The organism is Microbacterium hatanonis, from assembly GCF_008017415.1.
Lineage (GTDB): Bacteria > Actinomycetota > Actinomycetes > Actinomycetales > Microbacteriaceae > Microbacterium > Microbacterium hatanonis.
Window position 1 is genome coordinate 1,207,795 of sequence record NZ_VRSV01000002.1, and the last position, 24,894, is coordinate 1,232,688.

General features: G+C 66.1%; 24 protein-coding genes. 16 read left to right on the forward strand and 8 right to left on the reverse strand.

Features of this window, described 5'->3' with window-relative positions; translation table 11 throughout:
- Positions 1-46 precede the first annotated feature (46 nt).
- Positions 47-2,194: an LPXTG cell wall anchor domain-containing protein gene (locus tag FVP77_RS15745; protein WP_147895472.1), complete on the forward strand. Its 2,148-nt coding sequence runs from the start codon at positions 47-49 to the stop codon at positions 2,192-2,194.
- Between the two features lie 288 nt (positions 2,195-2,482).
- Here the strand turns inward: FVP77_RS15745 and FVP77_RS15750 are convergent, their stop codons facing one another.
- Positions 2,483-3,907 carry a tyrosine-protein kinase domain-containing protein gene (locus tag FVP77_RS15750; RefSeq protein ID WP_187266979.1) on the reverse strand — a complete coding sequence of 475 codons (1,425 nt, stop codon included), beginning with the start codon at positions 3,905-3,907 and terminating at the stop codon, positions 2,483-2,485.
- 38 nt (positions 3,908-3,945) lie between these two features.
- On the opposite strand from FVP77_RS15750, the gene FVP77_RS15755 reads away from it, so the two are divergent.
- Entirely contained in the window at positions 3,946-5,283 is a 1,338-nt protein-coding gene (locus FVP77_RS15755; protein WP_147895474.1) for a P-loop NTPase family protein, read from the forward strand.
- Here FVP77_RS15755 and FVP77_RS16895 read toward each other — a convergent pair.
- Positions 5,226-6,200 (reverse strand): nucleotidyltransferase family protein, encoded by a 975-nt coding sequence (locus FVP77_RS16895; protein ID WP_187266980.1) that lies wholly within the window; start codon positions 6,198-6,200, stop codon positions 5,226-5,228. The two genes, FVP77_RS15755 and FVP77_RS16895, sit on opposite strands and share 58 nt — an antisense overlap.
- A gap of 153 nt (positions 6,201-6,353) precedes the next feature.
- On the opposite strand from FVP77_RS16895, the gene FVP77_RS15765 reads away from it, so the two are divergent.
- Entirely contained in the window at positions 6,354-7,895 is a 1,542-nt protein-coding gene (locus FVP77_RS15765) for a hypothetical protein (RefSeq protein ID WP_187266981.1), read from the forward strand.
- Positions 7,896-7,918: 23 nt separating this feature from the next.
- Here FVP77_RS15765 and FVP77_RS16900 read toward each other — a convergent pair whose 3' ends face one another.
- Positions 7,919-8,083, reverse strand: a complete 165-nt coding sequence (locus FVP77_RS16900) for a hypothetical protein (protein ID WP_187266982.1) — start codon at positions 8,081-8,083, stop codon at positions 7,919-7,921.
- A 222-nt stretch (positions 8,084-8,305) separates the two neighbouring features.
- Here FVP77_RS16900 and FVP77_RS15770 point away from each other — a divergent pair, with 222 nt between their 5' ends.
- From FVP77_RS15770 to FVP77_RS15780, 3 genes are all read left to right on the forward strand, one after another.
- Positions 8,306-8,524: a hypothetical protein gene (locus FVP77_RS15770; RefSeq protein WP_147895477.1), complete on the forward strand. Its 219-nt coding sequence runs from the start codon at positions 8,306-8,308 to the stop codon at positions 8,522-8,524.
- A gap of 94 nt (positions 8,525-8,618) precedes the next feature.
- The gene (locus FVP77_RS15775) at positions 8,619-9,698 is read left to right on the forward strand and encodes a hypothetical protein (RefSeq protein WP_147895478.1); all 1,080 of its coding nucleotides are present in this window, start codon (positions 8,619-8,621) and stop codon (positions 9,696-9,698) included.
- Between the two features lie 86 nt (positions 9,699-9,784).
- Complete coding sequence (locus FVP77_RS15780; RefSeq protein ID WP_147895479.1) at positions 9,785-10,240, forward strand: YbhB/YbcL family Raf kinase inhibitor-like protein; 456 nt, start codon at positions 9,785-9,787, stop codon at positions 10,238-10,240.
- An 80-nt stretch (positions 10,241-10,320) separates the two neighbouring features.
- Here FVP77_RS15780 and FVP77_RS15785 read toward each other — a convergent pair whose 3' ends face one another.
- Positions 10,321-11,733, reverse strand: coding sequence for an HNH endonuclease signature motif containing protein (locus FVP77_RS15785; RefSeq protein ID WP_187266983.1), 1,413 nt, complete (start codon positions 11,731-11,733; stop codon positions 10,321-10,323).
- A 204-nt stretch (positions 11,734-11,937) separates the two neighbouring features.
- On the opposite strand from FVP77_RS15785, the gene FVP77_RS15790 reads away from it, so the two are divergent.
- Together FVP77_RS15790 and FVP77_RS15795 are read left to right on the forward strand one after the other, a co-directional pair.
- On the forward strand, positions 11,938-12,441 hold the full coding sequence (locus FVP77_RS15790) for a DUF4916 domain-containing protein (protein ID WP_187266984.1): 504 nt from the start codon (positions 11,938-11,940) through the stop codon (positions 12,439-12,441).
- Positions 12,438-12,890, forward strand: a complete 453-nt coding sequence (locus FVP77_RS15795; protein ID WP_147895482.1) for a GNAT family N-acetyltransferase — start codon at positions 12,438-12,440, stop codon at positions 12,888-12,890. The genes FVP77_RS15790 and FVP77_RS15795 overlap by 4 nt, the downstream gene beginning before the upstream one ends.
- A 16-nt stretch (positions 12,891-12,906) precedes the next feature.
- Here FVP77_RS15795 and FVP77_RS15800 read toward each other — a convergent pair whose 3' ends face one another.
- Genes FVP77_RS15800 through FVP77_RS15815 form a run of 4 tightly spaced genes read right to left on the reverse strand, consistent with a single transcriptional unit; the run spans position 12,907 to position 16,489 of the window.
- Positions 12,907-13,188 (reverse strand): Dabb family protein, encoded by a 282-nt coding sequence (locus tag FVP77_RS15800; protein ID WP_147895483.1) that lies wholly within the window; start codon positions 13,186-13,188, stop codon positions 12,907-12,909.
- Entirely contained in the window at positions 13,188-14,168 is a 981-nt protein-coding gene (locus tag FVP77_RS15805; RefSeq protein WP_147895484.1) for a GDP-L-fucose synthase family protein, read from the reverse strand. Before FVP77_RS15805 ends, FVP77_RS15800 begins: the two co-directional genes overlap by 1 nt.
- Positions 14,165-15,193, reverse strand: a complete 1,029-nt coding sequence (gene gmd / locus FVP77_RS15810) for a GDP-mannose 4,6-dehydratase (protein WP_147895485.1) — start codon at positions 15,191-15,193, stop codon at positions 14,165-14,167. Before gmd ends, FVP77_RS15805 begins: the two co-directional genes overlap by 4 nt.
- 12 nt (positions 15,194-15,205) lie before the next feature.
- Positions 15,206-16,489 carry a glycosyltransferase gene (locus FVP77_RS15815; protein ID WP_147895486.1) on the reverse strand — a complete coding sequence of 428 codons (1,284 nt, stop codon included), beginning with the start codon at positions 16,487-16,489 and terminating at the stop codon, positions 15,206-15,208.
- 51 nt (positions 16,490-16,540) lie between these two features.
- On the opposite strand from FVP77_RS15815, the gene FVP77_RS15820 reads away from it, so the two are divergent.
- The 8 genes from FVP77_RS15820 to FVP77_RS15855 all read left to right on the forward strand — a co-directional run bounded on the left by FVP77_RS15820 (position 16,541) and on the right by FVP77_RS15855 (position 24,703).
- The gene (locus FVP77_RS15820; RefSeq protein ID WP_246134138.1) at positions 16,541-17,116 is read left to right on the forward strand and encodes an LbetaH domain-containing protein; all 576 of its coding nucleotides are present in this window, start codon (positions 16,541-16,543) and stop codon (positions 17,114-17,116) included.
- Positions 17,117-17,253: 137 nt separating this feature from the next.
- Positions 17,254-18,333, forward strand: a complete 1,080-nt coding sequence (locus FVP77_RS15825) for a glycosyltransferase family 4 protein (RefSeq protein WP_187266985.1) — start codon at positions 17,254-17,256, stop codon at positions 18,331-18,333.
- On the forward strand, positions 18,330-19,559 hold the full coding sequence (locus FVP77_RS15830) for a glycosyltransferase family 4 protein (RefSeq protein ID WP_147895488.1): 1,230 nt from the start codon (positions 18,330-18,332) through the stop codon (positions 19,557-19,559). The genes FVP77_RS15825 and FVP77_RS15830 overlap by 4 nt, the downstream gene beginning before the upstream one ends.
- Complete coding sequence (locus tag FVP77_RS15835; protein ID WP_147895489.1) at positions 19,556-20,926, forward strand: hypothetical protein; 1,371 nt, start codon at positions 19,556-19,558, stop codon at positions 20,924-20,926. The genes FVP77_RS15830 and FVP77_RS15835 overlap by 4 nt, the downstream gene beginning before the upstream one ends.
- 367 nt (positions 20,927-21,293) lie before the next feature.
- On the forward strand, positions 21,294-21,590 hold the full coding sequence (locus tag FVP77_RS17245) for a hypothetical protein (protein WP_425463150.1): 297 nt from the start codon (positions 21,294-21,296) through the stop codon (positions 21,588-21,590).
- Positions 21,587-22,522 carry a glycosyltransferase gene (locus tag FVP77_RS15845; protein ID WP_147895491.1) on the forward strand — a complete coding sequence of 312 codons (936 nt, stop codon included), beginning with the start codon at positions 21,587-21,589 and terminating at the stop codon, positions 22,520-22,522. The genes FVP77_RS17245 and FVP77_RS15845 overlap by 4 nt, the downstream gene beginning before the upstream one ends.
- A gap of 331 nt (positions 22,523-22,853) precedes the next feature.
- Positions 22,854-23,516: a glycosyltransferase gene (locus FVP77_RS15850; protein ID WP_187266987.1), complete on the forward strand. Its 663-nt coding sequence runs from the start codon at positions 22,854-22,856 to the stop codon at positions 23,514-23,516.
- A gap of 218 nt (positions 23,517-23,734) precedes the next feature.
- Positions 23,735-24,703 carry a tetratricopeptide repeat protein gene (locus tag FVP77_RS15855; protein ID WP_147895493.1) on the forward strand — a complete coding sequence of 323 codons (969 nt, stop codon included), beginning with the start codon at positions 23,735-23,737 and terminating at the stop codon, positions 24,701-24,703.
- Positions 24,704-24,894: the final 191 nt, after the last annotated feature.

A 24,894-nucleotide genomic window follows, 5' to 3' on the forward strand; every position in this document is an offset into this window, starting at 1 on the left:
TCACAGTGCGGACCGGCGTCTTCGACGCGGGTCGCAGGGGGGCCACATGAAAAATTTCGATATTGCGCGCCATTTTGGCAATCAGCGGGGCCGCAGAGCCGCCGCGTTCGCGACCGCCGGCGTCCTCGCCGCGGGTGCACTGCTCGCCGTTCCGGCGGCAGCACAGGCTGAGACCATCGACTGGGCTCCGGCCGATCCGTCCGACAGCGCCGTGTCGCTGCTCGCGACACCGACCACCACAGATGTCGTCGTGTCGGCGCGCATCGCGTACCAGCGTGCGCCGATCGTCGACGTCGACAACCCCGCCTACCTCGAGGGCGTGACCTTCGAGCTCTTCGAGCCGGCCGGCAACGCGCCGGGTGCGGCGACCGGGTACACCTGCGAGATTCCCGCGGGCGCCCTCGACTGCACCATCTCGATCCCCGACACCGCGCCGGGCGGCGCGAACGCCGGAGACCGCTTCTACGTCGTGATGACGAGCGCCGGCGACAACGCCACGCCCATCACCGAGCTGCGCACCGGCACGTCGTCCGAGCCGTTCACGCGTCGCTCGTACCCGGGCCTGACGGCTCCGGCCGTCGGCGGCCAGACGCTCGCCTTCCCCTCGCAGGGAACGGGCGAGCAGCTCAACTCGCTCGTCACCGCGGCAACGCTCGACAACCCGACGCTCGACCCGTCGTGCGTCACCTCCGAGCGCCTGTCGCTCGCGACGCAGCTCGACCTCTCGGGCTCGATCGACGAGCAGCAGCGCACCCAGTACCGCGAGGCGCTCGAGGCGCTCGTCGTCTCGCTCGAGGGTGAAGCGGTCGACCTGACCGTGTCGACCTTCGGTTCGTCGTCGCCGGTCGCCGGGCGCGCGGGCGGTCCGTTCGCCCTCGACACCGACGCCGGGCTGGATGCGGCGCTCGACGCGATCGACTCCTACGTTCGCCCCGTGTCGGGCGCGACCCAGCAGACCAACTGGGACCTCGCGCTGCGCAAGGTGGCCGATTACTCGACCACCTTCGATGCCCTCCTCGTCGTCACCGACGGAGCGCCGAACTACGTCAGCAACAGCGCCGGCACCGGTGGGCAGGAAGTCTTCGGCTCCCGCGTCACCATCGCCTCGCTCGAGCAGGCCGTCTTCTCGGCGAACGCCGTGAAGGCCGAGGGCACCCGCATCCTCGCCATGGGCGTGGGTACCGGCGTCGACGGTCGTCTCGCCGACAACCTCGCCGCGATCTCGGGACCGATCGAGGGCAGCGACTACTTCCAGGGCGCCTGGTCGACCCTCGCGGCCGACTTGCAGGCAGCGGTTTCGCCGCTCGTCTGCGTCTCGCCCGTCACGGCGACGACCTACGTCACGGACGTTTCCGGTGAGAACCCGGTTGCGACCGACGGCTTCACGGTCGGCGCGGCCACGTCTGCGGTGTCTGCCGGCACCGCGACCGTGACCGGCGACAACCCGCAGGTCACGGGTGCCGATGGCAACCCGACCGGCACGGCCGACTGGGCGGTGTCGTTCTCCGACGCCGACGCCACAGCGACGCTCACCGTGACGCAGGAGGCCCGCGCGGGTCTGACGCTGACCGGCTCGTCGTTCACCGTCACTCACGCCGACAGCACCACGACGACGGGTACCGGCGGATCGCCGCTCGTCATCCCCGGGCTGACGCGCGGCGACCGTGTCGCGGTGTCGTTCACCAACGCTCCCGCGGTCGACGCCGCCACCTTCCGGGTGCGCTCCGTCGTCGAGGGCTCTGCTGCGGACGCCGTGCCCGACTCGACGACCTTCTCGGTGACCTACACGGTCAACGGAGTGGCTGCGGCCACCCCGCTGACGGTGCGGGCAGACGGCACGATCGTCGATGCGCCGGTGTTCGAGGTCGGTGACGTCGTCGTGCTCACGCAGGGTGCCCAGCCGGCGATCTCGGGCGTCGAGTGGGGCCCCGTGCCGCCCGCGCAGACGATCACCCTGACGGATGCCGCGCAGCTCGTCACGTTCGTCAACACCGCGACGGCGGTCGGCCCGACGCCGACCCCGACCCCGACGTCGACCACGCTGCCCACCCCGTCGCCCTCGCCGACGTCGGGCATGTTGCCGGCGACCGGCTCGGAGGCCACCGCATGGCCGTTCCTCGGCGGAGCGGCTGCGCTCCTGCTGGGTGCGGCCGTCTTCATGGTCTCGCGTCGCCGGGCGGCTCGTCACAGCTGAATCACGAGGCTCGGGCGCCGGCTCTCCGGTCGCGCCGAGTGAATGAACGAACCGGCTCGGGCCCCTCGGGGGCCCGGGCCGGTTCGTTCTTTAGCACAGAGGACGCTCAGGTTCTGTCCCCCGAAGTGCCTACATCGTGTTTCGAAACACGCGCGTAACCTGGGATCACGCTCACTCGCAGGCGCCGGGCATCCCCCCAACGCTCGCCTCGCCTGCCGGTAGCGATAGCCCCCGGCGACGTTCCTCCCCCCGGAACGAACCGGGGGCTCACTCTTGGGATCGGCGGTCTCAGCCGTTCGGGTTCCGGGCGTTGACCGCGGCGGAGTAGACCTCGGCCGGCACGTCGTCGTCGACGTCGTAGCCGTAGTAATCGTCGACGCGCTTGCGTCGGGGGATCTTGTTCAGCACCACGCCGAGGGTGCGCCCGTTCACCTTCGAGATGTTGTCGAGCGACCGGCGCAGCACGTCGAACGTCGTGCGTCCCGATGAGACGACGATGAGCGCGCCGTCGGCGGCCGTCGAGAGCACCGCCGCGTCGGAGACCAGCAGCGTGGGCGGCGAGTCGATGATCACGAGGCCGTGCTGGCTGAGGTCGCTGATGAGGTCGCGCATGCGCTGCGAGCCGAGCATCTCGCTCGGGTTCGGCGGGATGCGCCCCGCGGGGAGCACGAGCAGGTTGCGCGCGGGACCGAACGTGGCGCTCACCTCGTGCGTCGATGCGCGACCGGCCAGCACGTCGGTAAGGCCGACGCCCACCGACAGGCCGAACAGGGGCGCGACGACCGGGCGTCGGAGGTCGGCGTCGATGAACGCGACCCGCTGGCCGGCGGCAGCGAGGCTCATCGCGAGGTTCGCGGCGGTGCTCGACTTGCCGTCGCCCGGCATCGGGCTCGTGACCACGATCGAACGCGGCGGGTTGTCGACGTCGGTGTACTGCAGGTTGATCCGCAGTTCGCGCAGCGCTTCGGTCAGCGCGGTGCGGCTGCCGGGGCGCGAGGAGTTCGTGAACGAGAACACCTCGCGGGTGTTGTCGAGGCTGCGTTCGAGGGGGAGCGTTCCGACGACCCCCACGCCGAACTCGCGCTCGATGTCTTCGGACGAACGGATGCGGCGGTCGAGCACGTCGCGCAGCACCGCGTAGCCGATGCCGAGCGCGAGGCCGATGAGACCACCGAGCGCGACGTTGAGCGGGATGTTCGGCGACGACGGCGACGACGGCAGCCGGGCCGAGTCGCCGGGGATCAGGGTGACGGCGGCCGAGCCGGGCGTTCCGTCGCCCTCGATGTCGTCGATGGCGGCGACCATGCCGCGGGTCCACGCCTCGGCGAGGTCGCGAGCGGCTTCGGGGGTGCCCGCGTTGGCGGCGACATGGATGACGACGGTGTCGAGGGGGTTCGTGACGCTCACGCGGTTGACGAGCGACTCGGGCGTCGTGGTGAGGCCGAGCTCGGTGATGGCCGACTCGGCGACCGACCGCCACGACCCGATGTCGAGGTAGGAGGTCACCTTGCTCCGGGCGAGCTGATCGCTCACGAGCGACGACCCGGTGTCGTTGCCGAGGTCGGTGGCGGCGACGTAGCCGCTGGCGGTGGCGGTGTACACGCGGGGCTGCAGAAGCGACCAGCCGAGCGCGACCGCGAGACCGACGACCGTGAGCAGCACGATGGCCAGCCAGTGCGCCCCCAGCACGCGCAGGTAGTCGCGCAATTCCACGGCGTTCCCCCCGCCTTTCCGCTCGTACACTAGCGGCTGTGAGCCCTGATCCCGTGATCGACGCCCTCGGGGTGCCGATCCGGCTCGATCTCTCCGCCCTCGGCGATGCCGACGCGACCGCGGTGCGCGAGGCCTGGGCCGACGCCGCCGCCGGCTCCGACGCATCCGCTCGTCTCGTGCTGCACGTCGTGCCCGACGGCGACCGCGCGTGGTGGATGCCCGAGCTGTCGCGCCGGGTGACGGCCGCCGCGATCGAGCACCGCAAGGGCGAGGGGTGGATGCTGCACGCCACGGCGCTCGCCGACGACGACGGTCGCGTCGTCGCGTTCGTCGGCGAATCGGGCGCGGGCAAGACCACGCTGGCCGCCGCGGTGGGCCGGAGGTTCGGGTACGTCACCGACGAGACCGTGTTCATCGGGCCGGGGCGAGATGTCGCGCCGTACCGGAAGCCCCTCTCGGTGCGCGGTGGGGGGATCGCCCCGAAGACCGAGACGCCTCCGTCGGGCCTCGGGCTCGGCGTGCTCCCGAACACACCTCTCGAGCTCACCGCGATCGTGCTGCTCGACCGGCGCGACGACGCGGACGAGCCGACCGCCCGCACCCTGACCACGGTCGAGGCCGTGGCCGCGCTCACGGCCCACACGAGCTTCCTCTCGCACCTCGCGCGCCCCCTGCAGTTCGTCGCCGCGATCCTCGCCGAGACGCCGGTCGTGCGGCTGACCTACCGCGAGGCGCACGATCTCGACGCGATCGATGCCCTCTGGCAGACCTCGGGTAATCGGAGTCGCGGCACGGTCGAGCCGGTCGTGGATGCAGCGGACTCCCCGCCGGCCGGGGGACTCCGCCGCGCGGCCGTCGCCGATGCGATCGCGCTCGCCGACGCCGCCCAGCTGCTCGTGCTCCACGACGATGTCGTGCACACCCTCGGCGGCATCGCCCCGACGCTCTGGCGGGCGCTCGGCGCCGCAGGCGACGGGCCGGGACTGGTGACGGCACTGGTGGCCGCGCACGGTCACCCGCCCGAGGGGGACGCCGAGCAGCTCGTCGGGGCGGCGCTCGACGAGCTGGGCGCCGCCGGTCTCGTGGTCGAGGTCGGTTCGGGGTGGCGGGTCGCCGCCGACTGCGCGTGGCAGGAGTCGGTGGGCGGCGGAGTGGTTGTTCTCCCGCTGCGACGGGTGCGCACCGCGAGTCCGCTGGTGCTCGACGAGGTCGGCTCGCTCATCTGGCGGGCGGTCGCCGGGGCGCCGGGTGCGGGCGTGCCGCAGATCAGTCGGATCGTCGAGCGCGAACTGCTCGACGCACCCGACGATCTCACCGATCACGTGGCCGAGTTCATCGCCTCGCTCGAGCGCGCGCTCCTCGTCGACCGCGTGTAGCTCGCGGCGCTGCGGTGCCGCCACAGGGCGCGTGCCGCGGAGGGGAAGGTGCGCAGGCCCCGCCGCCAGCGGGCGACACGGGCGCGGAGTCGGGGGAGCGCGGCATCCGCGATCTCGGGGCGATGCAGCAGCAGCTCGGCGCGGCTCGGCCAGATTCCGTGGGCGATGAGCCTCAGCCGGTCGCGACCCCGCGTGCGCCGCAGGTGCGTCAGCCAGAAGTAGCCCGCCGTGCCGCCGCTGCTGACGCGAGCCCGCCACTGCAGCAGCTCCGGAGAGGGAGGTGTCGGCGGGCCGAGACGGACGCCGAGGTCGTGCAGCACGCCGCGGAGCGTCTCGTCGCTGCCGGTCGCGCGCGCCAGGACGGCGAGGTCGACGGCCTCATCGTCGCTGAGCCGGGTGGTGGCCGTGAGGTGCGCGAGTTCGGTCGCGTGCCGGGGGAGGGCTGAGATCCCGCGCAGCGAGTGCAGGGCGAGGATCAGGATCGACGACGCACGGTCGGGCACGGGGCAGCTCTGGTGGGCGACCTCGATCGCCTCGTGACGGCGCCAGAGCTCGTCGAAGACCGTCTCGGGCTCCGCCAGGAAGCCCGGGAAGAAGCGGTGCACGTCGAGGTCGCACGGCCAGTCGCGATGCACGAAGGTGCGCGAGTGGGTGGTGAACACGGATCCTGCGAGGGTGCTCGCGCGTTCGTGCCAGCCGGCGTGCTCGATGGCCGCGACGAAGACATCGAAACGGGCGGGCTCGATCAGCACGTCGATGTCGTTCGAGACGTGCGGGGCGCGCAGCCCGTGACGCTCGAGCGCGACGCCCTTGATCAGGAGCGCGCGCACGCCGTGCGACACGGCCAGGCGGTGCACCCAGGGCCACCCCACGGCGACGGCGTCTTCGAGCCGAAGCTGGGCCGACCGGGTGTGCACGCCTCCACCGTAGAAGAGCCGCGTCGATGGAACGCGCAGGTCAGCGGCGCGTTCGACACGCGCACGCAACACGCCGTGGATACAATCCTGGTACAGACACGCCTGGGGGTGGCCGTGGAAATCCTGCCGAGTGCCGCGGTAGATCGACGTACCGTGCTCAAGACGACCGCATGGGCGGTGCCCGTCATCGCCTCGGCCGTGGCCGCGCCGGCACGGCTGGTGTCGCCGTCCGAGCCGCCGGCGGTGTCGGCTCGGCCGGACTGGGTCGACGACACCCCCGCTCTGACCGTCGAGTCGACGAACCCCGGCGCCGCGATCCCGGCCGGCGTCTACAGCTTCACGGCGACCGGCGGCGTCTCGCCGACGGCCGAGCTCTTCCGCACCGACCCCGTGATGGCGGCGAACGTGCAGCCCGCGAAGCCGGGCGGCACGACCGCGACCGTGACGCTGCTCGAGGGCAGCGCCGTCTCGAACTTCACGGCATACGTCGTCATCGACGGCATCCGCGACACCATCGACCCGGCGGCGACCCTCACCGTGACGCTGCCCACCGGTGGCGGGGCATCGATCTCGCTGCTCGACGAGCTGCCGACCCAGACTCCCGAGCCGCCCGCCCTCGCCGCCTACGGGCCGAACGGCGCGCACTGGCCGGCGCGCACTCCCGCGGTGGATGCGGCGTTCGACTGGGTGGTCGACGTCGACCCGACCTGGGCGGCGATCGCCGCGGCCATCACGACCGCGACGACGCAGCATCCGAACGGCAAGGTCAAGATCCGCGTGAAGCCCGGCGTGCTGCCCACGGGTGCGGGTGCCGGGTCGAGCTCGAAGGCCGCGATCGAGAACGTCGGCGCGGCAGGCCGGCCGTGGCGCATCCTCGTCACGCCCCGCGACGGATGGGGCACCGTCACGGGTGCGGGCGGCTACGCGATCAGGGGTGTGAAGGGCGTCTCGTTCGTCGGGCTCGACCTGATCGACAGCGCCGTGCTCGTGCGCGACTCGCAAGACGTGGCGCTGGGCTGGTCGACCTTCGCGTACCTCAACATCACGGCGAACGGTGCGGCGGTCACGGGCGTCGAGTTCGTGGAGTGCGTGCTGCCGAACCAGCTCGACATCGACAACGCCGACCGCATGGCCTTCCGCGTCGCCAACGGTCACTCGATCAACGGCGTGACAATGTCGGGATGCTACGTCGCACCCGCCTACAAGCCCGCCGGGTCGACCATGCACTGCGACACCCTGCAGGTCAGCGGGGGAGCGGTGAGCAACATCGCCTTCACCGATTCTATCTTCTTCCAGTCGAGCTCGCAGATTCTGCAGTTCGAGCAGACGCAGGGCGTCGCCTTCACCCGCACCGCGGTGCTGGGCGGGCGCCGCGGCAGCGGACGGTATCCCTTCGGGGCGGATCGTCACGTGAACATCGGGCAGAACTCCGTCTGGGGCAAGACGACCTCGGGCGTCACCTTCGCTGACAGCGTGGTGCTGGGGTCGATCAACAGTCGCGACGTCATCGTCTCGAGCGCGTCGAACACGGTCGTCTCGCACATGCCGGCCGTCGCTCCGCTGCAGGGCTCGTACACGGTCGACAGCCAGTACGCGAACCTCGAGACGCCGGTGCCGGCGGCATGGTTCGACGCGAACTGCCCGATGCCCTCGCGCGCGCGCCTCGCGCAGGTGTGGGCCGCGCTCGCCGTCTGACGTCGCTTCTCGCCTGACGGGGCCTACTGCGTGACGACGGGCCGCGCGGCGAGCAGCCGCTGCTCGCGCTCGGAGTTCTCCGTCTCCTGCCGACGATCGGCGGATGCTGCGGCGCGCCCGAAGACGAGCGCCACCCCGCCTGCGATCACGACGTAGAGCACGAGCAGAAGAAGAAAAAGAACGACCATAGTGACTCCCCTTTGAATCGACCGTTGTGGATCAAGGTAGACCCGGGTGCGGTCGTGGCGAGTGAGATCCCTCTCATGTTGGGCGGATTGTTGTGGACTTTCAATCCGAAGTCCAGAGTTTTCGCGTTTTGTCCCCCAAACGGGGGACACAGGCGTAGGCTCGCCCACAGCCCGCTCCGTGACGGAGGCACCCCTGATCGGAGCGGGCATCTAGGAGATGACATGGCGACGATTGCCTTCCCGCGGCTGGTCCGCGTGGCCACCCATAGAACGCACGCGCGCCCCCGCCTGGGCCTCCGAGACACGGTCGACCTCTTCGTCTACGGACGAACGGCGGTGGACTGCGAGGAGTGCGGCACGTCGTTGCGCCCCAGCCGGGCGATCTGGCGTGGCGCACACCCGTACTGCTCCGTGGAGCACGAGGCGGCCGACTCCTTCTGACGACGGCGTCGGTCGTGAGCGCTCTTCGCGGCCGGTCGTGCGTGCCACTACCCTGTGGGCAGCGAGCGTGGGGCTCGCGGACGACGGGGGAGACATGGCGCGCACGACCGGTGGGGGCGCCGAGGCGCACCGCCCCGACGGGCGTCGGCGGCGAGGCCGCTGGTGGACCGTCGTCGCCACCGTTCTGATCGTCGTCGGCGCGCTCCTGGCGCCGCTGGCGGCCGCGGCGTCGTGGGCGAACACCACGCTCACCGACACAGACCGGTTCGTCGACACCTACGCGCCGCTGGCGCACGACCCGGCGGTGCGCGATCTCGTCACCGACGAGACCGTGCGCGTCATCGAGGAGCAGGTCGACATTCCGCAGCTCACCTCCGACGTCATCGACGGCATCATCGACCTCGGCACTGGGCCCGTCGCGACGCAGGCTCTCGAGGCACTGAAGGGTTCGGTCACCCAGGGACTGCAGTCGCTGGTGCGGTCGAAGGTGGCCGACCTCGTCGCATCGGAGGGGTTCGACACGGTCTGGACGAACACGTTGCGCATCACGCACGTGCAGCTGACCGCGGCACTCCAGGGCGACCCGGACGCGCTGGTGGGTCTGGGCGAAGACGGTTCGATCGGCATCCAGCTCGCCCCGATCGTCGATGCCGCGAAGCAGATGCTGGTGTCGGACGGGTTCACGTTCGCCGACCGGATCCCTTCGACCGACAGGGTGATCGTGGTGGCGCAGTCGGATGCCCTCCCCACGATCCAGCGCGGCTACGACATCGCCGTCGTCTCGGGTGCATGGCTGCCGTGGGTGGCGCTGCTGCTGATCGCCGCGGGGGTCGCCGTCGCTCGGCGCCGGTGGATCGCGCTGATGTGGGCGGGGATCGCGGTCGCCGCGACGATGACTATCCTCGTGGTGGCACTCGCCGTCGGCCGCGCGGTGGCCGCAGATGCCGTCGTCTCGTCGGAGGTTGCCGCGGGGGTGGTCGACGCCCTGTTCGACGCCGCGCTCTCACCGCTCCGAGGCGCGGCGGTGGTCGTCATCGTGGGGGCGCTGGTGGTGGCGGTCGTCGGATGGATCGCCGGTCCGTGGCGTCTGCCGCGGGCGCTGCGGGGCTTCGCTCTCACCGGTGCGCGGGGCGTGCGCGACGCCGTGGTTTCTCGGAGGGCGGCGTCGCGCTGAGCCGGGTCGCCGGGGCGCGCAAGCCCCCGGTGTCGCTCGTCGGCCGGTCGTACGGTGGAACGATCCACCCCCGAGAGGAGTCGACCATGTCTCTGCCCATCGACAAGCTGGCCGTGAGGAGCCCCGATTTCGACACGCTCACGCGTATTCCGGAGGAGTTCTCCGCCGACGGCGGCAACCGGGTGCCGCGTGTCGTGTTCGACGGCGTTCCCGAGGGCACGGTGGAGCTCGCGGTGATCGTGCATGATCCGGACGCTCCGTTGGCCCAGGGGTTCACGCACTGGGTGGTCTACGGCATCGCGGCCGACGCCACCGAGCTCGACGTCGATGCCGACGGCATCCGGCAGGGGCCGAACACGGCTGGGGTCACGTCGTACTACGGTCCGCAGCCGCCCGCCGGCCACGGCGAGCACCACTACTACTTCTGGGTGTTCGCGCTCTCGCGTCCCGTCGAGGGCACGCCGTCGCGCGAGGAGTTCCTCGACGAGTACGCCGACGCGATCATCGAGCAGGCCCGCACCGTCGGTCTGTTCTCGCGCTGACCTTCGCCCGTCGGGGCTAGACGGTGCGGCGACATGCGCGCGGCGATGCTCCCGCGTTCGCGGGCGTGGGTGGTGCCGGATCAGAAGGGTGGCGGGTCGCCGTCGGGCACGAAGGTGACGTAGCGCTCGGGCTTGTCGACCGAGGTGTGTCCGAGGGGTGAGGTCCATTCGATGGATCCGTCGGGATGCTGCCGGGCCGTCCACTCGGTCTCGGTCTTGAGCGTGTGATGTCGCTTGCAGAGGCTCGCGAGATTGGTCACATCGGTGGGTCCGCCGAGCGCCCAGTCGCGATTGTGGTCGTGCTCGCAGTAGCGCGCGGGCATTCTGCACCCGGGGAAGCGGCAATGGATGTCGCGCGCGGCGAGAAACCTTTCCATCGCCCGATTGCGCTGATAGCGGTCGACGGCGAGCACGGCACCGGTGATCGGGTGGGTGAGAATGCGGTCCCATCCGGGCGCGGTGGCCATGAGGCAGCGCGCGGTCTCGGCGTCGACCGGGCTGACTCCGTCGATCGTCGCCCCGCGGTCGGAGACTCCGGCGGCGGTGAGGGCGGGAACCACGACCTGCACCTGCGCGCGGATCGCTCCGAGCCCGCCGGGCACCACGTCGGTGGTCGGATCGATGGCCGGTTGCCCGGTGAGCATGAGGTCGCAGGCGAGATCGGCGCGCACCTGGTCGAGCGTGCGGGTGTCGTGAACGGCGGTGTCGGCATCCACGTCGGTATCGGCTGCGGCGTCGCCGCCGGCTGCGGCGTCGGATGCCACGTCGGACGCGGATGCGGCGTCGCCGTCGCGTTCGGCGGCGGCCGCAGCATCCGCTTCGGTGTCGGTGCTCGAAGACGCGGCGACCGACCGCACGGCGCGCGCCTGCTGGGTGAGGCGGTCGCGCATCGCGCGCACGAGTGTGATCGAGTGCCGCACGACGAGCTCGCCGATGCCGTCGCCGACATCGTTGACCCAGACGCGGCGGTCGTTCTCGGCGCGGGCGTGACGGACGGTGATCGACTCGGGGTGCAGCTCTTCGGCGATCGCGCGGGCGAGGGTGCGCGTGCGCGCGGCGGTATCGGTCGACGCGCGCTCGAGCACGACCTCTTCGAAGGCCTGCCGCTCGTTCGGATCGTCGATCACGGCGCCCTCTTCGCGGATGACGCTCGCGTGGCGCATCGAGATGCGGCCTTGGGAGAGGGCGTCGAGCGTCGCGGGCCACTTGTCGACGAGGTCGATCGCGTCGTTCATGCGCCTCTGCACGACGCGGTCGTTCCACCGCAGGGCGATGCCGATCTCGGCGGCGATCGACCGCAACTGCATCTCGCGCACCTGCACGGTCTTCGGTTTGTGGGCTGAGCGAGAGAGGGCCACGCGCATCGCCGTCGCGAACCCCATGACGTTCTCGGCCTCGAGAGCGGCGGCCGCGCGCTCGTTCTCGACGAGCGTGCTCACGATGTCGTCGAGCACCGCTTCGCCGCGATCATCGAAGGCATCTGCTGTGGCCATGACCCCAGTGTTGCAGGGGGTTCCGACATCGAACCTGGCCCCCGAAGCGTCCCGACCGGGTAGCCGCCGCAGCGCGTCCGCTTCGGAGGGGATGTGCACGTCGGAGGTCGATTCTGCGCAGAATGGCCCTCCGAAATGCATCTCTCCTCCGTTGTGCGCCAGGGGCGTCGCCCGCCGCCGGGCAGGGTCTGGGATGCTCGACGCATGCTCTTCCTCCCCGCCGACGACTACGCGCTGATCGAGCGGTCGGTGCCCCTGGCGTGCGTCGATTTTGTTCCCGAACGCACGGTGGACGGTCGGCGCGAGATCGGGCTCATCCTGCGCGAGTCGCCGCACGGCCGGGTCTGGTGCCACCTCGGCGGACGCATCGGTCGGGGCGAGAGCATTCGCGAGGCCCTCGGCCGGCACGCGCACGACACGATCGCCGTCGACCTCGAGCTGCCCGCCGACCCGCAGCCGGGCTATGTCTACCAGTGGTTTCCGCCCGACGATCTGCCGGCGGATGCTGCGCAGCTGCGCTACGGCGACGACCCGCGCAAGCACGCCGTCGGCCTGTCGTTCGTGGTGACCGCGGTCGGAGAACCGCGGCCGCAGAACGAGGCGCTCGACTTCGGCTGGTTCGCGGTCGACGATCTGCCGCAGCCGCTGTGGCCGGGGTGCGAGGCGCTGTTCGAGCGGCTGCTCACCCTGCCTAGGCTGGATCGATGACAGTTCAGGTCAGGCGCGTTCTCGAGACAGACGAAGCGGCATGGTCGCGGCTCTACGCGGGGTATCGAGCCTTCTACAAGCTCGACGACGACCCCGAGGCCGTGAGAACCACGTGGGAGTGGGTGTCGACCGCGCAGCATGGGTTCATCGGGCTGGTCGCCACCGTCGATGACGAGCTGGTCGGACTGGCTCATCTGCGCCGGTTCGCGCGTCCGTCGACCGCGTCGATGGGCTTGTACCTCGACGACCTCTTCACCGCTCCCGCGACCCGGGGCGCGGGTGTCGCGACGGCCCTGTTGAACAGAGCGTCCGAGATCGCCGCGGCCGAGGGCGCGAGTGTCGTCCGTTGGATCACGGCTGCAGACAATGCGGCAGCACGCCGCGTGTACGACCGCGTGGCTGCAGCGACCCCGTGGGTCACCTACGACATGAAGCCGGCGACGAGCTAAGACGGAGTCTGAGCGGTCACTCGCTGTAGTCGCCCACCCACCAGTCCGAGATCCGGGCCATCACTTCACCAGCGGCCCGGTGCTCGGGCAGTGCGAGGAAGAGTGAGAACGCAGCATCCGTCGTGAACGTCGCGTCTTCGACGATGACGCGGCCCTTGCGCACGTCAATCGACAGCTCGATCCGCCACAGCTCGGCGCCGGCGACCGGCTCGAGCGCGCGCAGGGTGTCCATAGCCGCGAACAGTTCCGGGTCCGTGACATCGTCACGAACCCGGAACAGAACGATATGCCGCTGCACTACCCGCGCAGGGTGTCGACATGCTCGCGGTACCAGGCGACGGTGCGGTCGAGTCCCTCGCTGAGAGAGATCTTCGAGGTCCAGCCCGCCTCAGCCAGCTTCGACACGTCGAGCAGCTTCTGCGGGGTGCCGTCGGGCTTCGTGGTGTCCCACTCGGTCTCGCCGTCGAACCCGACGACCTGGCCGATGGTCTCGGCGATCTCGCGGATGGTGACGTCGGAGCCCGTGCCGACGTTGACCTGGTCGGGTCCGTCGTAGTGCTCGAGCAGGTGCAGGCACGCGTCGGCCATGTCATCGGCGTGCAGGAACTCGCGCCGCGGCGTGCCGGTGCCCCAGTTGGTCACGGTGGGCGCGCCCGACTTCGTCGCCTCGTCGTACCGACGGATGAGGGCCGGCAGCACGTGCGAGCCCTTCGGCGAGAAGTTGTCGTTCGGTCCGTAGAGGTTGGTCGGCATCGCGCTGATCCAGGGGAGGCCGTACTGGCGACGCACGGCCTGGGTCTGCAGGATGCCGGCGATCTTCGCGATCGCGTAGGCGTCGTTCGTCTCTTCGAGGTGCCCGGTGAGCAGCGAGTCTTCGCGGATCGGCTGCTCGGCGAACTTCGGGTAGATGCAGGAGGAGCCGAGGAACAGCACGCGCTCGACGTCGTTCTTGTGCGCCGCGTCGAGCACGTTCACCTGGATGCGCATGTTGTCGCTCAGGAAGTCGACGGGGTAGGTGCTGTTGGCGAGAATGCCGCCCACCTTCGCCGCCGCGAGCACGACGTACTTCGGCTTGGTCTCGCCCATGTAGGCGAAGACGGCATCGCGGTCTTTCAGGTCGAGTTCGGCCGAGGGCTTGCCGACCAGGTTCTCGAACCCGGATGCTTCGAGCTTGCGCCAGATCGCCGAACCCACGAGTCCGCGGTGCCCGGCGACGTAGAACGTCGCGTCGCGGTCGAGCTCGCCGGGGGAGTAGTCGACTCCGTCGACGGCGGTCACGCGGTGCCCCACGAGGCGAGCTTGACGGTGTCGATCCACTCCGCGCCCTTTTCCAGTGCTTCCACGTCGGCGTCAACCATGAGCTTGGCGAGTTCCTTCCCATCGATGGTGGGAACCCAGCCGAGCTTGTCGGCAGCCTTCGAGGGGTCGCCGATGAGGGCGTCGACCTCGGTGGGGCGCAGGTAGCGCTCGTCGAACTTCACGAACTCCTGCCAGTCGAGCCCGACGTGACCGAACGAGGTCTCGAGGAAGTCTTTGATCGTGTAGCCGACGCCCGTGCCGAGCACGAAGTCTTCGGGCTCGTCGGCCTGCAGGATGCGCCACATGCCCTCGACATACTCGGCGGCGTAACCCCAGTCGCGGATCGAGTCGAGGTTGCCGAGGTAGATGTCTTTCTGCACCCCGGCCTTGATGCGGGCCACGGCGCGGGTGATCTTGCGAGTCACGAACGTCTCACCGCGACGGGGCGACTCGTGGTTGAACAGGATGCCGTTCACCGCGAACATGTCGTACGCCTCGCGGTAGTTCTTGGTGATCCAGTAGCTGTAGAGCTTGGCGACACCGTAGGGCGAGCGCGGGTAGAAGGGCGTGTTCTCGTCTTGCGGCGGGGGAGTCGCGCCGAACAGCTCGGAGGTCGAGGCCTGGTAGAACTTCGTCTTCACGCCCGAGAGGCGCACGGCCTCGAGCAGGCGGATGGTTCCCGTGCCGGTGGTGTCGGCGGTGTGCTCGGGCTCGTCGAACGAGACACGTACGTGCGACTGCGCGGCGAGGTTGTAGACCTCGTCGGGGTCGATCTGCGCCATGAGCGTGACCATGCGAGCGCCGTCGCTCAGGTCGCCGTAGTGCAGGAAGAGCTTCGCCGTCGGGTCGTGCGGGTCGACGTAGAGGTGGTCGATGCGGTGCGTGTTAAAGGTCGACGCGCGGCGGATCAAGCCGTGCACCTCGTAGCCCTTCGACAGCAGGAGCTCGGCGAGATAAGAGCCGTCTTGCCCCGTGATGCCGGTGATGAGTGCGCGCTTGGTCAACTGAAGCCCCGTTCAGATGGAGGATGTGCTCGGACGTTGGTGAAGATCGGACGTTCGTGAGCCATCCCCGTCGATGAGCAGCGAGAGAAGCGTAGCGAATCGATCGATCGCGAATGTTTCGTCGAGCACCGTGTTTCGGTAGTTCAGCCCGTTGGCTCCGAGCTCGGTCGAGCGCGCCTCGTCGGCGCCGAGCGCGAGCGCTGCTTCCAGCAGCTTCGACGGGTTGCCGGCAGGCACGACAACGCCGGCGGCGGCCGTTGTGACTTCCTCGGCGGTGATGCCGGTCTCGTCGGTGGCCGCAAGCACGGGGCGACCGGTCGAGAAGTAGGAGGTGAGCTTGCTCGGCACGGCCATCTCGGCGACACCCGGCTTCTCGTTCACCAGCAGCACGTCGGCCGCGATGAGGGCCTGAGCGAACTCGTCGTCAGGAAGTGGGGGGAGGAACTGCAGCGCGCCGATGCCGGCGCCGTCCTTCGAGAGGCGCGCCTTCTCGCCCCCGTTACCCATCAGGACGAAGCGGATGCTGGCACCGCTCTTGTCGGCGAGGCGAGCGGCGGCGAGCACGTTCTCGAGCCCCTGCTTCACGCCCATGTTTCCCGCGTGCAGCACGATGGTCTCATCGCCCCACCCGAGTGCGCGTCGAGCGGCCTCGCGGTCGACGACCGGCATCGGTGGGAGGTGCGTCCAGTTGCGCACGACTTCGATGCGGTCGCGCGGTACGAAGAAGTCTTCGGAGACGCGACGAGCGAACCTCTCGTGGATGACGACGACGCGGTCGGCCCGGCGCAGCAGCCAGCCTTCGACGACCCGGATGATCCGACCGGTGAGTCCCGACCCCTGACCGGTCTCCGACAGCCCGAGCGTGTAGAGATCTTGCACCCATACGACGACGGGCGTGCGTCGGTGGAAAATGCGTGCGCGCACAGCGGCGAAGGCGGAAGAGAAGAGTGCGGGGGAGATGAGGACGATGGCATCGGGGCGCCGCCATCGTGCGGCGACCAGCCGGAGACCGAAGCTGATCTCAGAGAGGAGCCTTCGCACCCCGGTGGGCTTCATCGGCACGTAGTGACGCAGCCTCGTGACGGCGACCCCGTCGAGATGTTCCCTGCGCGACCACTGTCCGTAACCTTCGCGGATTTTCCACTCCGGATAATGAGGGTGCGCCGTGACGACTTCGATGCGGCGCTCGTTATGCGCAAGGCCGAGGGCCATTGCGCCCGTGTAGGGAGAGATGCCCGTCGGTTCAGGCGGGTAGTTGATCCCCAGTAAGGTGACTGCGGGGGCGAGGCGCGGCATGGTCTCGACCTTAGTGCGGCAACGATTCCGTCTCGTTTCAGAAGGTGCCCAATGTCTGAAGTTCCGGTGATCGACCTTTCGAAGGCCCCCGGTGAACGCGCCGCGTGGGACCGTCCGTCGTGGGTCGTGTACCTGTGGGCCGTGTGCGAGCTGCTCTTCGTGACCAACCCGTGGCAGATCAGCTCGAGCCTCCGTATCCGAGTGCTCCGCGCCTTCGGCGCTGAGATCGGTTCCGGAGTCGTATTCCGTCCGCGCACTCGCGTGAAGTTCCCGTGGAAGCTCCACATCGGAGACCGCTCATGGATCGGCGAAGGGGTCTGGTTCCACAACCAGGACCACATCTATGTCGGGCACGACGTTGTCATCTCCCAGGAGACGTTTCTGACGACGGGCAGCCACCGCCACCGCTCCGATATGGCTCTTGTTACTCGCGAGATAATGATCGGATCAGGCGTCTGGGTCACCAGTCGGTGTGTCATTCTTGGCGGCAGTCAGATCGGCCAGTCCGCGTTGGTGCGGCCCCTCAGCTTGGTGGACGGAACCTCGATCAACGCCGGAGAGATATGGGGCGGAAACCCAGCTCGGCGACTCGCGGAAAGATTCACCACGGCGGATAAGAATGGGTGACCGTGGGTACTCATCGAGCCTGCCGTCGGGCAAAGGCCGATTTAAATTCTCGTTCTTAAGCGAGCGTTGCGAATGAGGTACTACTGATGTCCGGGGCCAGGATCCTACGCGTTGTCACTTTAGCGAGCAGAACCGGCATGTACGGGGGCCCCTTCGACACCGCATCTCGTCAGTCTGAACTGGCGCGACAGAGTGGTTTCGATGTCGTTCTTATTGCGGGATCGTTCGATGGTGATGAGCCGGATGCAAAAAAAAACCGCGTCACCGCTAAGGTGCGTCACGTTTTCGGAATGTCGAGCTTTGTAGATGTCTACTCATTCCAAGTATTCATTCGCCTTACTCAAGCCATTCGAGCTGCAGATATCCTACACATCAGCATCTCGCGAGAGATGTTGCCGCTTACGGCGATGGTGCTGGGAAGACTCTTTCGTAAAGGCCTGGTCTTGCAGCCCCATGGGATGCTCACGTCTCGAGCCTCGAACTTCCATCGACTCTTCGATTCCGTCCTACTCAAGCCATGGCTAGGCAAGAGATCGTCCTTCGTCGCGCTAACCGCGAACGAAGCTACCGAGCTCGAACGCTGGAACGACCGCCTTCGAGATCGGATAACGATCATGGGTAACCCGCCGCCGATGGGACTTGAGCGGCTTCAAGACGGACGCGCCACCAATCGCTCTGCGTTGTTCGCTGCCCGATTGCACCCCCGCAAGAAGGTGATGGATTTCGCGGCAGCCGCCGCGACGGCTGAAAAGCACGGATGGGACGAGTCGTACGACGTCCTCGGGCCCGACGAGGGAGACCTCGAGAACCTCCTAGAGGTCGCTGCCGCTGTGGGGAACCTCAACTACCTCGGAGCGACTTCCTCGGAAGGGGTTCTTCGACAACTCCGCAATACGGGTGTGTTTGTTCTGTCATCATCGAACGAGCCTTGGGGGAACGTCCTTGTGGCATCTTTCCGGCTTGGTGTTCCTGTAGTACTAACGCGATCCAGCGTACTCGCATCAGTCGTTTCTGAGTACGAAGCGGGAATTGTTGTGGACGATGGTGATGGACAAGCGATGGCAGAAGCAGTGCACTTGATCCTCGACAAGAGCAACTATGCTCTATTTTCGCAGAGATCGGCATTGCTAGGCGAGAGCCTCTTTAGCGAGACCTCAGCGAAGCACAACCTTGAAAAGCTGTACGAGGCAGTGGCTCAGAGCAGAGGTTCATCATGATGGAACGCACGGGAGGCATTATTGCGGGCCATGCTGTACTAAACTCGAACAGTCGGCAGATGGCGTTGGCCTTCGCCAACGCAGGCCTCTTGGCGGAGTTTCACACGAGCCTGGATACGACTCAACTCGCGAAATACATGCCCACCGCTTCTTTGCGAGCATCAATGGCAAGACGCTCGCTACCCGAGCCGGTTCATCGGGTCACGAAGACACATGGATGGCCAGAGATTCGACGGTTATTTCGGCGACGTTTCCCGTTCCTGGAAAGTCCAAGTGTTTTCGGTCCAGACACCACTCTCCACGCAATCGATGCGGCAATGGGCAAGCGTGTCGACGAACGTACGACCGCCGTGTACGCGTACGAAGATGGCGCGGCACGCAGTTTTGCTGCAGCAGCCGAGCACGACGTCCCTCGAATCTACGATCTGCCGATCGGATACTGGCGTTTAGGTGAGGTGCTCCTCAACGAGGAGGCCGAGGCTGAACCTGCGTGGGCGAGCACGATCTCCATGACGACGGTGCGGAACCACGCAGAAAGGATGAGTCGTAAAGACCTAGAGCTGTCGTTGGCCTCGGAAATCGTTGTGGCGTCTAGTTTTACCGCGAGATCCCTCAATCTTTATCCGGGATCAGCTCCGCGGGTAACCGTCGTCCCGTACGGAGCCCCGCCGCCAGTTCGCACCCGTGTAAAACGAGATCCGTCGAGAATCCGCGCCCTCTACGTGGGTAGCCTGACGCAGAGAAAGGGCATTTCCTATCTTTTTTCGGCTGTACGTGCGTCAGGCAGGCGCGTCGAGTTGACCGTGGTTGGACGTCAGGTAGGTGCGAATGCTGCCGTTGACTCTGCTCTGCGGGCCGAAAACGTGAACTGGATACCATCCCTCGCTCATGGAGCCATCCTCGACCTCATGTCTAATCATGACGTGCTGATTTTCCCATCGCTTTTCGAGGGCTTTGGCCTGGTCTTGATGGAAGCGCTGTCACGTGGGTTGCCGGTGATCTCTACCGCGCACACCGGCGCTCCTGATATCATCTCCGACGGTGTCGAGGGATGGATTGTCCCCGTCCGGAGCGCCAGCGCGATCTCGGAGAAACTCGACTTACTGTTACAGGACTCCCGGCGCGTCGACGATATGTCAGATGCAGCTTTCTCGCGTGCGCACGACCTGTCCTGGTCAAATCACCGCGCCAAGCTGATCGAAGTGGCACGGCGAAACATACGATGACCATGCGTCTCAAATCTCGCGGGAACGGCTCGGGCCGCCGCCATCTGGGTATCCAGAATAGGCAGGCTGACTTGGTGCGGGTGGCAGGTACGCTTGCCGTACTCTATGTGCATCTTTGGATTGCTGAGGGAGCGCTGCGAAAGTGGGTGCCCGGTTCCGACGGCATCATGTATTTGGCGCGAGACGCCGTTGCTATTGGGGTACTTCTTTTCCTTGCGATAGCGCCGGTGCGTGCACGACGTGGTCAGGGCCTATTCTGGGCAGCGTTGCTGGCTATGGCGGTAGCTGCCTTCGCGACAGTACTTGTCGCGGAACTCCCGCTCTCGGTAGCAGTCGCGGGCGTTCGATCGTATATCTCACCTTTCATACTTCCACTTGTTGTGTTCTCATATCAGCCGCCTGGCATTCTGCAAAAAATCGCTCGAGCAGTGTTGGTGTGGGTGCCGGTGCAACTCGTGCTCGGGTTAGCGCAATCCACCGCGCCGCCTTCATCCTGGATAAACCGTGAGATATCGGGGGAGGAGACACGTTTCGTTCAGGATGGAATTGTTCGAATCACTGGGACGTTCACGGCGCCGAGTGGCTTGACAAGCTTCCTTGTCCTTGCCTTCGCGCTCGCTTTGTCGGCTCTCGTTGGATCGAATATCCTCAGCCGGCGGGCCGGGCTAGTTCTGTTGTTGCTCACCGGCATGACAATCGCGATTTCCGGGGCGCGAGGAACCGTGTTGGGTGTCGTGGTTATTCTTATTCTTGTCCTGCTCCACGCGTTCATCAACGACCCCGCCCGCAGCCTGAGGATCGCGATGATCGTGTCAGTTATCAGCGCTGCTGTATGGCTGCTTGCATCCTGGCTGCTTCCACAAGTTTTGGCGGCATTTGTGGGGAGGTTCGAAGCCGCTGATCGGGCGGAAGATACCGGCGGAAGACTTCTCAATCAGACGGTTGGTTTTCTGTTCACAGAGAATCTCAGCCTCACGGGCAGCGGAGTCGGTGGGTCATCGATCGTAGGGATCGCGCTAGGGTCCGGTCAGCAGTGGGTGGAGATCGAGTCGAGCAGGTGGGTAAGCGAGATGGGTATTTTGGGCATTCTCCTTGCACTGGCCCGCCTCGCTATCGGATTGGGCATTGCCGGCTCCGTGATTCTCAATGCTCGTCGTCATAGCACGGTCACGGTCGTACTGGTTGCGGTCATTGCACCGCTTCTGGTGTTTGGCACTATTGGACAGAATCCAAGTTATCAAGGTGCCTTCGGCGTGTCACTCGCTCTACTGATTGCATCGGCCCTGGAGGATAAGAGGTCGCCGGATAGCGTTGCTGCCAACGAAGCGCGATCTAAACGAAATCGGAGGGTTAGCCGTGAAGCATAGAGTCAGAACTGTGCTGGTCTTACTAGTAGGCATCTGGCCAGCCAGCCGGATCAAGGTGCAATTGTTGCGAGTTCTAGGATGGCAAGTTGGGAAGGGTGGCAGCGTAGGACCTGGGCTGTACTTCGCAATCGATAGTGTTGTCCTAGGTGAGAACGCCCGTATCGGGCCGTTCAACGTCTTCAAGGGCCTGGCGGCCGTTGAAGTCGACGATTTTGGACGTATTGGACAGTGGAACTGGTTATCCGCCGCGTCACCCCTCCGTGCGGCAGGGGCGCCAGGTACGGTTTCCATCGGAAGACACTCCGCTCTTACTTCCCGCCATTACATAGATGCAAGTGGTGGAATATCGATTGGGCATCACACCACAGTGGCAGGGGTTCGGTCGACTTTTATCACCCATGGCATCGATTGGCGGACCTCGTCGCAGACCTATCGATCGATCACGATTGGCGACTACAGTCTCATATCCTCCAACGTGCAAATCACTCCCGGATCCCAGATCGGGTCTCGGGTAGTGGTTGGAATGGGTGCGACTGTGGCCGGGTCGCTCAGTGATGGGGGGCTGCTCGTGCAGGAACGTGCGCGAGAGGTAAAGGAAAATCTCCAGGGGGACTATTTCAAAAGAGATGTTGGGTTTATCGATTACGTTCGGGGGCTTCGATGAAGTTGGCGAGGCGAACGGACTACTTCGGTGAGCGCCGTCTGACGCCAAGGCGGCTGTTCAGGAAAGGGCGTCTCCTGGTCGGCGGCACGCTTCTCGAGGCCACGCTGCGCGTGCGGAACCTAGTCGCCAAGAGTTCGGTGCTTGGGGAGTCGACCGTCATCGTGTCCATCACCTCTCATGGCGCGAGGCTCGCTTCTGTGTCGACGGTCATAGAAGGCATCGCTCGAGGCAAGGTGCGACCGCGTCGAATGATCCTTTGGGTAGACCCAGGTGTTGACGTCGCAACCTTGGGCGCTGGACTGCGGCGGTTGCAACGCCGAGGACTAGAGATTGCGCACTCCCCGGATCGGTACGGGCCGCATACGAAATACTTCCCGCTTGCCATCGCGGATTACAGTAGCTCGAATGGCTCCAGTCTTGACATCGTGACGGCGGATGATGACATCCTCTATCCGCGAGACTGGCTCTCGTCGCTAACCGAAGCATCTCGTGATCGTGCCACGATTCTCTGCCACCGCGCCCACCGGCTTCTGGTAGAGCAGGAGCGAATCGCCCCGTACAGGCGGTGGCTCCGCGTCACATCGTCGCGACCATCTGTGCTCAATTTTGCGACAGGTGTAATGGGCGTCCTCTATCCAGCCGAGTTCTTCCGCTATGTTGCAGCGGTGGGAGACCGTTTTCTCACTGTAAGTCCGAGAGCAGATGACGTCTGGCTGCACGCGATGGCCCTGCGTGGTGGGTTTCAAGTGAGGCAACTGAAGGCCGTGGCTGCGGAGTTCCCGATGTTGTTTGGGAGTCAGGCCTCCTCGTTGGTCTCAGACAACGCGTTTGACGGGGGCAACGACGAGCAGATCGCTGCTACTTACACTGCCGATGACCTGCTCGTACTCAAGGCTGCGCAATCTCGCGAAGGGCTGACAGCCCGTGGCTAAAAACCTGCTCATTGTTTCGTACGCTTTTTCTCCTAGCATCGGGGGGATCGAGCGTGTCTCAGAGTTCCTCGTATCGGGGTTGAAGGAGCGAGGGTGGGCCGTTCGGGTCGTCACCATGACGGACGGACCGGCGTCGGAAGGGGTGTTGCGTCGACCGACTGCTGTCCAGTTGATCCGAGCGCTGCGCTGGGCTTCCGTAATCGTTGAATCCAATATGAGCGTGCGGCTCACGTGGCCTCTCGTCGCTCGGTTGATACGTCGTCCGAGGGTGGCGGTCCTGCATGCCCCGCTGCGGGCGCCCGGACAAGCTGCACCGCGAATGCGCGATCGAGTGAAGTCCCTCCTCTTGCCGGCAGGTTCAACATACGTTGTCGCGCGCTACTTGCAGAGGTTCGTTCCGGTCACGACGCGCTTCATGCCCAATCCGGTTTCTGCTGCGTACATTCTCGACGACAAGCTCGCAAGATCGGGCGTCGTTTTTGTAGGCAGGCTGGTTGACGCAAAAGGCATTCGATACTTAATAGAAGCGTGTTCGATTATGTCCCCTCCCACGTCTCTGACGGTCATCGGTGACGGGCCCGAGAGGGAGCGCCTAGAGAAACTCGGTCGGGAGTTGTCAGTCGAGGTGGAGTTTGTCGGCTCTAGACCTCCGGATGAGGTGGCGAGTATCCTCCGACGTCGTTCAGTGCTGTGTATCCCTTCTGTCTCGAATCCGCCGGAGGTCTACCCGCTCGTGGCGCTCGAAGGCCTCGCCGCGGGCTGTCGGGTAGTCGCAACAGACTGTGGCGGACTCCCGGAAGCAGTTGGCGGCTGCGGTGTCGTCGTGCCCGAGGGAAACGCGGCAGCACTCGCGGCGGCGATCGTTACCTCGCTGGAGAAGGGCGGATTATCTGTTGAAGAGGTCGAGACGCGTGCCCGGCACCTACAACGTCATTCCGCCGGAGCTGTGTTGGATGCATACGAAGCCGCACTCGCTGAAGCGGGAGCGAAGTAGTTGCCAGACGATGGAGGGCCGTTGAATTGTCTCGTATCGCACTAATCTTCCCCTCAGTTGGTCGCAAGATGGACGGAATCGCAGACCACTCTCTGGGGCTTGCGCGCGCGCTCGGACAGGAGGGACATGAGGTGACCGTGATAGGCGCGGGCCCGCGTAGCGATGCCCTCGGGGACCTATCGTACGAGGACGGGTGGCCAACAGGACGCCTCAGAGACGTGTCCACGGTTGTGGATAGAGCGTCCAGGGCCGATGTTTACCTGGTTCAGTTCGAGCAGTTCAGCTACGGGCGTCGTGGCTTCAACCCAGAATTTTCAAACATGATTCGGTTGGTGAAGAAAGCGAACCCAGTTGCGCAATCGATCGTCTATTTCCATGAGACTTATGCCTACCCCAAGAATTTTCGCCACGCGATTATGTTCGCTTATCAGCGGCGCCAGGCTATTCAATTGGCTAAATCTGCCTCGACGGTATTGTTCACCTGCCGGATGGGTATGGCGCGCCTCGGCCGATTCAACCCTGAATCGTGGGTTGTCCCAGTACATGAGAACATCCCGGTGATCGAGGCGGCACCCGAGCCATTGCGACCCGCCGGCGACGCCGTGCGAGTGATGGTTTTCGGTAACCTCGAATCTCGACGCGCAAAGCTCATTCGCGACGCATTCGCGGAGATTGAGGGGGCGGTGCCGACGGCTGAGTTGTGGTACGTCGGCCGTGATAGTAGGCGTGCACGAGAGCTGGTGAGCGGCGAATCAATCTTGAGAGTCTGGGCTGAGGCGGAGCCTGCGAAGGTTTCGGAGCTAATGAAACTCGTCGACCTCGCTCTGTCGCCGTTTCCGGATGGAATCAGCGGGCGCCGCGGTAGTTTCGCCGCCCTTATGAAGCATGCGGTGCCTACCGTCACGAACCTCGGGCGCTTTTCCGATGACTATCTTAGGGTCGCTGCCGCCTGTGGTGCGTTTGTGTTGACTAGTGACGAAGATTTTGCAAAAGAGTCTGCGAGACTTGCAAAAGACGCTGATCGGCTCAAGCGAACTAGTCGAGCTGCCGGTCGCGCGTTCCAGTTCGTCCCGAGTCTGGCAGCTTCGGTTGGTGCTGTGGAGGCCGCTATGTCCCGTTATGTCCCATCGGTGGTTGATGGCGGGGCAGCCACGCCCGCTGAGAGTGAGGTCGGACGTGGTCACTAGGCGTGTCTTTCGAGAGTTCGGCGTAGTACGGGCAGCGTTCCACTTTCGGCGGGCCGGCGTCGAGATCGGTTCACGTCCGTTCGTGGAAGGTCGTTTGCCCTGGATCCAGAATTTGGGGGAGATGGTTGTAGGAGATCGCGTCTTGATCCGGGGGATAGAGGCTCGGGCATCAATCGAAACGGAGGCGAGAG

Bases quoted from the DNA above. Each gene is read 5' to 3' on its own strand.
- FVP77_RS15745 (WP_147895472.1), top strand. From the start codon at position 47: ATGAAAAATTTCGATATTGCGCGCCATTTTGGCAATCAGCGGGGCCGC.
- FVP77_RS16900 (WP_187266982.1), bottom strand. From the start codon at position 8,083: ATGGTCGTTCTTTTTCTTCTTCTGCTCGTGCTCTACGTCGTGATCGCA.
- FVP77_RS15770 (WP_147895477.1), top strand. From the start codon at position 8,306: ATGGCGACGATTGCCTTCCCGCGGCTGGTCCGCGTGGCCACCCATAGA.
- FVP77_RS15775 (WP_147895478.1), top strand. From the start codon at position 8,619: ATGGCGCGCACGACCGGTGGGGGCGCCGAGGCGCACCGCCCCGACGGG.
- FVP77_RS15780 (WP_147895479.1), top strand. From the start codon at position 9,785: ATGTCTCTGCCCATCGACAAGCTGGCCGTGAGGAGCCCCGATTTCGAC.
- FVP77_RS15785 (WP_187266983.1), bottom strand. From the start codon at position 11,733: ATGGCCACAGCAGATGCCTTCGATGATCGCGGCGAAGCGGTGCTCGAC.
- FVP77_RS15790 (WP_187266984.1), top strand. From the start codon at position 11,938: ATGCTCTTCCTCCCCGCCGACGACTACGCGCTGATCGAGCGGTCGGTG.
- FVP77_RS15795 (WP_147895482.1), top strand. From the start codon at position 12,438: ATGACAGTTCAGGTCAGGCGCGTTCTCGAGACAGACGAAGCGGCATGG.
- FVP77_RS15815 (WP_147895486.1), bottom strand. From the start codon at position 16,489: ATGCCGCGCCTCGCCCCCGCAGTCACCTTACTGGGGATCAACTACCCG.
- FVP77_RS15820 (WP_246134138.1), top strand. From the start codon at position 16,541: ATGTCTGAAGTTCCGGTGATCGACCTTTCGAAGGCCCCCGGTGAACGC.
- FVP77_RS15825 (WP_187266985.1), top strand. From the start codon at position 17,254: ATGTACGGGGGCCCCTTCGACACCGCATCTCGTCAGTCTGAACTGGCG.
- FVP77_RS15830 (WP_147895488.1), top strand. From the start codon at position 18,330: ATGATGGAACGCACGGGAGGCATTATTGCGGGCCATGCTGTACTAAAC.
- FVP77_RS15835 (WP_147895489.1), top strand. From the start codon at position 19,556: ATGACCATGCGTCTCAAATCTCGCGGGAACGGCTCGGGCCGCCGCCAT.
- FVP77_RS15845 (WP_147895491.1), top strand. From the start codon at position 21,587: ATGAAGTTGGCGAGGCGAACGGACTACTTCGGTGAGCGCCGTCTGACG.